This window comes from Mesorhizobium sp. WSM3626, from assembly GCF_000513935.1.
GTDB lineage: Bacteria > Pseudomonadota > Alphaproteobacteria > Rhizobiales > Rhizobiaceae > Mesorhizobium > Mesorhizobium salmacidum.
Genome location: NZ_AZUY01000024.1, coordinates 74,831 through 81,465 on the forward strand (window position 1 = coordinate 74,831; position 6,635 = coordinate 81,465).

Below are 6,635 nucleotides of genomic sequence, written 5' to 3' on the forward strand. Positions count from 1 at the left end.
TTGCCGGCCTTTTCCTAATGGGGAATAGCCTCATAAACAATCTCTTGGGATAGCGACGAATTGATCCGCGTTCTGGGCATTGAGACGAGTTGCGACGAGACCGCCGCCAGCGTCGTGGCGCTGGAGGGCGATGCCGCGCCGAAAATCCTGTCCAATATCGTGCTCTCCCAGATCGAGGAGCATGCCGCCTTCGGCGGTGTCGTGCCGGAGATCGCCGCGCGCGCGCATGTCGAGGCGCTGGACGGCATCGTCGAGGCGGCACTCGCCGATTCAGGCGTGGCGCTTGCCGATATCGACGCGATCGCCGCCACCGCCGGGCCGGGCCTCGTCGGCGGGCTGATCGTCGGCCTGATGACGGCCAAGGCCATCGCGGCGGCGGCCGGCAAGCCGCTGATCGCCGTCAATCACCTCGAAGGCCATGCCCTGACGGCGCGGCTGACCGACGGTCTGGAATTCCCCTATCTCTTGCTGCTGGTCTCCGGCGGCCACACGCAGATCCTCGCCGTGCGCGGCGTCGGCGACTACCAGCGCTGGGCCACCACCATCGACGACGCGCTCGGCGAAGCCTTCGACAAGACCGCCAAAATGCTCGGCCTGCCCTATCCCGGCGGTCCTAACGTCGAGAAGGCGGCGCTGTCGGGCAATGCCTCGCGCTTTGCCTTCCCGCGGCCGATGAAAGGCTCGGCACAGCCCGATTTCTCGTTTTCCGGTTTGAAGACCGCCGTGCGCCAGGCGGCAACCGCGATCGAGCCCTTGAGCGACCAGGATGTCGCCGATATCTGCGCCTCGTTCCAGGCGGCGGTCGCCGATGCGCTCGCCGACCGCGTCTCTCGCGCCCTGGCACGCTTTCGCAAGACATTCCCTGGCACCAAAAACCCGGCGCTGGTCGTCTCCGGCGGCGTCGCCGCCAACCGCGCCATCAAGGCGACGCTGGAGCGGCTATGTACCGAGAATGGTTTCAACTTCGTCGCGCCGCCGCTGAAATTGTGCACCGACAATGCCGCGATGATCGCCTGGGCCGGCATCGAGCGGCTGCGCGAAGGCATGGCACAGGAGAACGGCTTCGATTTCGTGCCACGCCCGCGCTGGCCGCTGGATAGCGTCTCGACGCCAATGGTCGGCTCCGGCCGGCGCGGAGCCAAGGCATGACCGACAAAGCCATGAAGAGCGCGGACCCCAGCAAAAGCGGCTGGCGTGTCGCCGTGCTCGGCGGCGGCGCTTGGGGCACGGCGCTGGCGCTGGCCATGCTGCGCGCCGGCCACTCGGTACGGCTGTTCGCGCGTGACCCTGAAACCGTGGCCGCGATCGGTCGTGGCGAGAACCCGCGCTATCTCCCAGGCATTGCCATCGCGCCCGGTATAGAGGCGACGAGCGACATCGCCGCAGCGCTTGCCGGGGCCGATTGCGTGCTGGCGGTGACGCCTGCCCAAGCGTTGCGGGCGACGCTGGCGGCCGCGAAGGATCATATGCCGGCTGGCATTCCACTCGTGCTTTGCGCCAAGGGTATCGAGCGCGACACAGGCGCCTTGCTGTCGGCAATCGCTGCGGAAATCCTGCCGCGAAACCCGGTCGCCGCGCTGTCGGGGCCAAGCTTCGCCAGCGATGTCGCCCGCGGTCTGCCGACGGCGGTGGTTGTGGCTGCCGGCGACGAGGCGCTAGCGGCCGACCTTGCCGCCCGTTTCTCGGCTGAAAACCTGCGCTGCTATTCGAGCGACGACCTGATCGGCGTCGAAATCGGCGGCGCCTTGAAGAACGTCTTCGCCATCGCCGCCGGCGCTGTCACCGGTGCCGGGCTCGGCGCCAGCGCCCAGGCCGCCATGGTCACGCGCGGCTTCGTCGAGCTGCGCCGCATCGGTGCCGCCTTTGGCGCCAGGCCCGAAACCCTGATGGGGCTTTCCGGCCTTGGCGACCTGCTGCTCACTTGCTCGTCGACGCAATCGCGCAATTTCGCCTATGGGCTGGCGCTCGGGCAAGGCAAGGCGCTTTCCGGACTGCCGCTGGCCGAGGGCGTGCCGACCGCGGCGATCGCCGCCCGCATCGCCGCCGAGCGCAATATCGATGCGCCGATCATCGCCGCCGTGGCCGCGATACTGGATGGCAGGATCACCATCGGCCAGGCCGTGACGGCCCTGATGACCCGGCCGCTGAAGACCGAGACCAACGATTGATCCCTGATCCAACCACCCAGGAGAGAAAGACCATGCTGTTTGCTCTGATTTGCAAGGACAAGCCCGGAAGCCTGCAGGTGCGCCTCGACACGCGGCCCGAGCATGTCGCCTTCCTCGAAGGGCTGAACAGCGACAAGCAGCTGGCCTTTGCCGGTCCGTTCCTCGACGCCGACGGCAAGCCAAACGGCAGCCTCGTGGTGGTCGAGGCGCCCGATCTGGCTGGTGCGCAGGCCCTGTCGGCCACTGACCCCTATGCCAAGGCCGGCCTGTTCGAAAGCGTCGAAATCCGCCAGTGGAACTGGACGTTCAACAAGCCGGCGGCTAGTTAATTCGCGGCGCCGCGACGACTGGAACGCAAGGAGGAGAAAAAATGAATTACTGGCTGTTCAAATCCGAACCCTCGGTTTTCTCCTTCGAGGCGTTGAAGGCCAAGGGCAAGGCCGGCACGCAATGGGACGGCGTGCGCAACTACGCCGCCCGCAACAACATGAAGGCCATGCAGATCGGCGATCTCGGCTTCTTCTACCATTCCAATGACGGGCTGAACGTGGTCGGCATCGCCGAGGTCTGCGCGCTGGCCCATCCCGACACCACATCGGATGATCCGCGCTGGGAGTGTGTCGACATCCGTGCTGTCAGGGACATGCCGAACCCGCCGACGCTGGAAGAAGTCAAGGCCAATCCAAGACTGGCCGAGATGGCGCTGGTGCGGCTCGGACGGCTTTCCGTGCAGCCGGTGACCCCGGCCGAATGGAAGGAAGTCTGCCGCATGGGCGGCCTGACGCCTGCGCCGTGACGGCACTCACCCCCGATAGCGCCAGGCAGTTCATCCTCGACAACACGGCGCTGACGGCACCGCCGCATGTACCGGAGATTCTTCTCCACCTCGCCGACGAAGCGCATGATCTTTGGCAGCGGACCGAGGACGAACTGGTCGAGATCGGCCTGCCGCCACCCTTCTGGGCTTTCGCCTGGGCCGGCGGCCAGGGCCTCGCCCGCTATGTCATCGACAATCCCGACACAGTGCGAGGCAAGCGCGTGTTCGACTTCGCCTCGGGCTCCGGGCTCGTCGCCATCGCCGCCGCCAGGGCGGGGGCCGCCGAGATAACCGCTGCCGACATAGACCAGTTCTGCGCCACCGCGATCCGGCTCAACAGCGACGCCAATGGCGTCGTGATCAAGTTCCTCGGCACGGACAGTATCGGCACCGATGCGGGCTGGGATGTGATCCTGGCTGGCGACGTCTTCTACGACAAACCCTTCGCCGACCGGCTGATGCCGTGGTTTTCTGCGCTCAAACGGCGTGGCGCCGACATCCTGATCGGCGATCCCGGCCGGTCCTATCTGCCGCGATCGGGGCTGGAGCCGCTTGGCGTCTACCAGGTGCCGGTGACAAGGGCGCTCGAGGATGCAGAAGTCAAGCGCACGATCGTGTGGCGACTGCTTGACGCCATCGCCGAACAGGCGTTTCCATAAACCGCACAGGAGGGGAACTCATGGACTTTTCAGCAGTGAATTGGCTGGCGGTGGTTGCCGCCGCCGTCGTCGCATGGCTGTTCGGCGCCGCCTGGTACATGGCGTTGAGCAAGCCCTGGCTGAAGGCCGTCAAGCTCGATCCGGCGACGATGAAGAAATCGCCGCTGCCCTTCGTCATCTCCTTCATCGCCGAGCTGCTGATGGCCTACATCATGGCCCTGGTCGTCGGCGCGATGACGGGTGGTGAGCCGACCTGGCTGGCCGGCCTGATCTTCGGCTTCGTGCTTTGGCTGGGTTTCGTCGCCACGACGCTGTCGGTCAACCATCGCTACGAGAATTTCGGCTGGGACCTGACCCTCATCGATGGCGGCCATTGGCTGGGCGTGCTGCTGATCATCGGCGCGGTGATCGGCTGGTTCGGCGCCGCGGCGAGCTGAGATAACGCTTTGACGACGACGGATGAATCCGGATTTCCCCGCGACCTGGTGTTCACCCGGATCTGCCACGTCAAGCATGGCTATGACGAACGCCGCCGCCACATTGTCCGCGAGTTTGAGCGGCGCGGCGTGCCCGTCTACTTTTACACTGACTGGGACAAGCCAGATATCACCCCGGAGATTCGTGCTGAATTGGTCGCTCCCGATTTTGTCCACCCGGCGCAGGTCTCTCTGGCGCTGAAGCATGTCGGCATCTGGCGCGACTTCCTCGAAACCGACCTTCCCTATTGCCTGGTGTTCGAGGATGACGTCTTCCTCGCGCGCGACTTCGTCGCCAAATTCCGGCAAGGGCTGGCCGAACTCGGCAGCCCGATGCGCAAGGCCGTCATCTATCTCGGCAACGGCAGCAACTACTACACGCCGAGCTGGAAATTGCGCAGGGGTCAGAGGCTCTACCCGGCACTGCATGCCAGGTGCGCGGATTCCTATCTCATCACCCGTCCGGTCGCCGAAGCCCGTTGTGCCTGGATCGATCAGCACAAGATATACACCGTGATCGACCACCAGATCGAGCAGATGGACGAAAAACTGGGCATTGAGATGCTGTGGTTCGAGCGGCCAATTGTCGAGCAAGGCAGCGAAAACGGCGCTTTCCAGACTTCCGTCGCCGGCAAAAAGCACCCGCTTCTGTACAAGAAGCTGAAATGGAAATGGAAGAAATACACAAGGATGATCTTCGGCCACAACGCCCGGTCCTGAGCGCGGAGCAATTCCAGGAAAAGTGCGTCGTGGTTTTCCCGGGAAAAGCGCGTAGCGCTTTCCCTAGGGAATGCATAAGACAAGAGATTAGACCTTGTCCGTCGTCCGCGTCCTGGCAACTTCCTCGAGGATCCATTCGCGGAACGCGACGATACGGGGATCTTCTGCCATGGCCTGGGGATAGACCAGGAAATAGGCGAATTCCGGCGCAACCCTGATGCTGAGTTCGAAGGGCCGCACAAGCCGGCCCTCGGACAGGTCGTTCGCCACCATGGCGAAATCGGCGAGCGCGACGGCATTGCCGTCGAGCGCTGCCTGGACAGCATCCGTGGACGTGCCGAAGACGACGGTGCGGCTGTCGTCGAAATCGTTGATGCCGGCCGCCGCCATCCACATGCGCCAGTTCGGCCAGGTCACGCCCTGGCGGGCCCATTCAATATGGGCAAGCGTGTGGTTGAACAGGTCGCGCGGTTCGCGCAGGGGCGGCCCAGATGCCAGGAGGCCCGGACTGCACACCGGAATGATGATGTTGTCGAACAGGCGATGCGCGCAGAGTCCTGGATATTTGCCGGCGCCGAAGCGGATGCCGACATCGACGTCGTCGAGATCGAAATCGCGCAAGCCATAGGCAATGTCGAACCTGAGTTCGATGCCCGGCCGCTGCTTGCGGAAATTCTCGACGCGCCGCATCAGCCATTTCGCCGCGAACTGCGCGTCCAGCGTCACCTTCAGGAATTCCGTGCCACGCGCCAATTTGCGCGCCCGCATCACGGCCCGGCCAAGCAGGTCGAGCGTGTCGGTCGCCGCCTCGTACAGCACCGTGCCCGCTTCCGTCAGACGGATGGTGCGGCTGGTGCGGGTGAACAGCACGATGCCGAGCTGATCCTCGATTTCCTTAATCTGGTGGCTGACGGCGGCGGGCGTCAGGCCGAGCTCGTCGGCGGCTCGGGTGAAATTGAGGTGCCGGGCCGCCGCCTCCAGCGTCCTGAGCGCCCGTGTTCCAGGCAAGAGGGCTGCCATCAGCGCGCCGCCCGATCGAAGCGGTCCATAGAGCCTCAATCCTAAAATAAAACTTGATGATGAGAAAAGAACTACTCGTTTCCCGTTTATTTTTCAATCCGGCATGATTGCAACATCAAAACACCATCAAACCGGATTTGATGTCCGGAGAATACGGATCCCATCATGTCTCACATCGTTCTTCACCCTGCATACATCGCCCGGCCGGGCTGGCTGTCGGCTGTCCGCGATTGGCTGCGGCAGGCCAGGGTCGCGGTCAATCTTGGCCACCAGAACGTCGAGGATCTATCCGATCGCCAGTTGCGCGATATCGGCGCCGCCCGCAAGGACATCACCCGCGCCATGGACCGCGAGACCGGCCGGCTGGGCCTTCTAGACATCGGCTGGCAGCGAAACAGGAGGGGATAAGGGAGTAGCATTGATGATGCGGCTTGGGCGTGTCTGCTGCTCCTGAAGACCCCCTATTCCCCTATTCCCCTATTCCCCTATTCCCCTATTCCCCTATTCCCCTATTCCCCTATTCCCCTATTCCCCTACCTCACCTATTCCCCTATTCCCCTATTCCCCTATTCCCCTATTCCCCTATTCCCCTATTCCCCTACCTCACCACTCTCATCACCGTCCGGTCCGAGAGCAGCGGCAAAAGCCGCGCCATCGTGCGCGCGGTGACCGCCACACAACCTTCCGTCGGCGTGAAGCCGGGACGCGCCAGGTGGAAGAAGATGGCGCTGCCGCGCCCGCGGCGACGCGGCGCGATGTTCCAGTCGAGCACCAG

General features: G+C 64.1%; 9 protein-coding genes. 8 read left to right on the top strand and 1 reads right to left on the bottom strand.

Going from position 1 to position 6,635, the window contains the following annotated elements:
• Window positions 1-63: 63 nt before the first annotated feature.
• The 7 genes from tsaD to M653_RS0118035 are packed head-to-tail and all read left to right on the top strand — an operon-like array spanning window position 64 to window position 4,840.
• Window positions 64-1,149: a tRNA (adenosine(37)-N6)-threonylcarbamoyltransferase complex transferase subunit TsaD gene (gene tsaD, locus M653_RS0118005; RefSeq protein ID WP_198028803.1), complete on the top strand. Its 1,086-nt coding sequence runs from the start codon at window positions 64-66 to the stop codon at window positions 1,147-1,149.
• Window positions 1,146-2,168, top strand: a complete 1,023-nt coding sequence (locus tag M653_RS0118010; RefSeq protein WP_027144601.1) for an NAD(P)H-dependent glycerol-3-phosphate dehydrogenase — start codon at window positions 1,146-1,148, stop codon at window positions 2,166-2,168. The genes tsaD and M653_RS0118010 overlap by 4 nt, the downstream gene beginning before the upstream one ends.
• Before the next feature lie 32 nt (window positions 2,169-2,200).
• The gene (locus tag M653_RS0118015; protein WP_027144602.1) at window positions 2,201-2,497 is read left to right on the top strand and encodes a YciI-like protein; all 297 of its coding nucleotides are present in this window, start codon (window positions 2,201-2,203) and stop codon (window positions 2,495-2,497) included.
• A gap of 41 nt (window positions 2,498-2,538) precedes the next feature.
• The gene (locus M653_RS0118020) at window positions 2,539-2,964 is read left to right on the top strand and encodes an EVE domain-containing protein (RefSeq protein ID WP_027144603.1); all 426 of its coding nucleotides are present in this window, start codon (window positions 2,539-2,541) and stop codon (window positions 2,962-2,964) included.
• Window positions 2,919-3,644 (top strand): methyltransferase, encoded by a 726-nt coding sequence (locus M653_RS0118025; protein WP_198028802.1) that lies wholly within the window; start codon window positions 2,919-2,921, stop codon window positions 3,642-3,644. Before M653_RS0118020 ends, M653_RS0118025 begins: the two co-directional genes overlap by 46 nt.
• Window positions 3,645-3,664: 20 nt before the next feature.
• Window positions 3,665-4,081: a DUF1761 domain-containing protein gene (locus tag M653_RS0118030; RefSeq protein ID WP_027144605.1), complete on the top strand. Its 417-nt coding sequence runs from the start codon at window positions 3,665-3,667 to the stop codon at window positions 4,079-4,081.
• A gap of 9 nt (window positions 4,082-4,090) precedes the next feature.
• On the top strand, window positions 4,091-4,840 hold the full coding sequence (locus M653_RS0118035; RefSeq protein ID WP_027144606.1) for a glycosyltransferase family 25 protein: 750 nt from the start codon (window positions 4,091-4,093) through the stop codon (window positions 4,838-4,840).
• Between the two features lie 87 nt (window positions 4,841-4,927).
• Here M653_RS0118035 and gcvA read toward each other — a convergent pair whose 3' ends face one another.
• Window positions 4,928-5,860, bottom strand: a complete 933-nt coding sequence (gene gcvA / locus M653_RS0118040; RefSeq protein WP_027144607.1) for a transcriptional regulator GcvA — start codon at window positions 5,858-5,860, stop codon at window positions 4,928-4,930.
• 165 nt (window positions 5,861-6,025) lie between these two features.
• Here gcvA and M653_RS0118045 point away from each other — a divergent pair, with 165 nt between their 5' ends.
• A complete protein-coding gene (locus M653_RS0118045; protein ID WP_027144608.1) occupies window positions 6,026-6,268 on the top strand; it encodes a hypothetical protein in 243 nt (80 codons plus the stop codon).
• Window positions 6,269-6,635: the final 367 nt, after the last annotated feature.

Coding starts and splice junctions, on each gene's coding strand:
- M653_RS0118020 (WP_027144603.1), top strand. CDS start 2,539: ATGAATTACTGGCTGTTCAAATCCGAACCCTCGGTTTTCTCCTTCGAG.
- gcvA (WP_027144607.1), bottom strand. CDS start 5,860: ATGGCAGCCCTCTTGCCTGGAACACGGGCGCTCAGGACGCTGGAGGCG.
- M653_RS0118045 (WP_027144608.1), top strand. CDS start 6,026: ATGTCTCACATCGTTCTTCACCCTGCATACATCGCCCGGCCGGGCTGG.
- M653_RS0118025 (WP_198028802.1), top strand. CDS start 2,919: ATGGAAGGAAGTCTGCCGCATGGGCGGCCTGACGCCTGCGCCGTGACG.
- M653_RS0118030 (WP_027144605.1), top strand. CDS start 3,665: ATGGACTTTTCAGCAGTGAATTGGCTGGCGGTGGTTGCCGCCGCCGTC.
- M653_RS0118010 (WP_027144601.1), top strand. CDS start 1,146: ATGACCGACAAAGCCATGAAGAGCGCGGACCCCAGCAAAAGCGGCTGG.
- M653_RS0118015 (WP_027144602.1), top strand. CDS start 2,201: ATGCTGTTTGCTCTGATTTGCAAGGACAAGCCCGGAAGCCTGCAGGTG.